At 75.2% G+C, this 565-nt stretch carries 1 protein-coding gene; it reads left to right on the top strand.

Features of this window, described 5'->3' with window-relative positions:
• The coding region (locus AB4Y94_RS17785) for a DUF222 domain-containing protein (protein ID WP_441729352.1) at nucleotides 1-565 on the top strand (565 nt) is incomplete at both ends.

The following is a 565-nucleotide window of genomic DNA, read 5'->3' as shown; positions in this document are numbered from 1 at the left end:
AGCCCGTCSCAGTTCGACCGGAAGGTCCGCAAGGCCCGGGAGCGGCTGGACCCGGACTCGATCACCGCCCGCCACGAACGCGGCGTGACCGGCCGGTCGTTGACGTTCACGCCCGCCCGGGACGGGATGGGCTGGCTCAGCGCGTACCTGACGGCCGCGGACGGGCTCGCGATCCACACCCGGGTCACCGCCCACGCGATGGCATTACAGGGCCCCGACGAGGCGCGCACCCTCACCCAGCTGCGGCCGGACGTGTTCCGCGACCTCCTCCTCGACCCCGCCCCCACCGGCACCACCGGCGCGGAGGCCATCACCGGAGGCACCACCACCGGCACCGTCGGCGCCACTGGCACCGGCACCACCGGAGGCACCGGAGGCACCGGCGGGGAGACCACGACCGGCGCCCCGGGCCGGAAGGCGCCGGGGGCGGGGCGGGACCGGTTCCGGGGCACCAAACCCGACCTGATCGTCACCGTCCCGATGCTCACCCTCCTCGGCGTCACCGAGGAACCCGGCAACCTCGACGGATACGGGCCGATCGACCCCGACACCGCCCGGGACCTCG

This window comes from Glaciibacter sp. 2TAF33 (genome assembly GCF_052114945.1).
GTDB lineage: Bacteria > Actinomycetota > Actinomycetes > Actinomycetales > Microbacteriaceae > Cryobacterium.
Note: the sequence above shows the minus strand (reverse complement) of the source record. Positions and strands in the feature narration are given on the sequence as shown.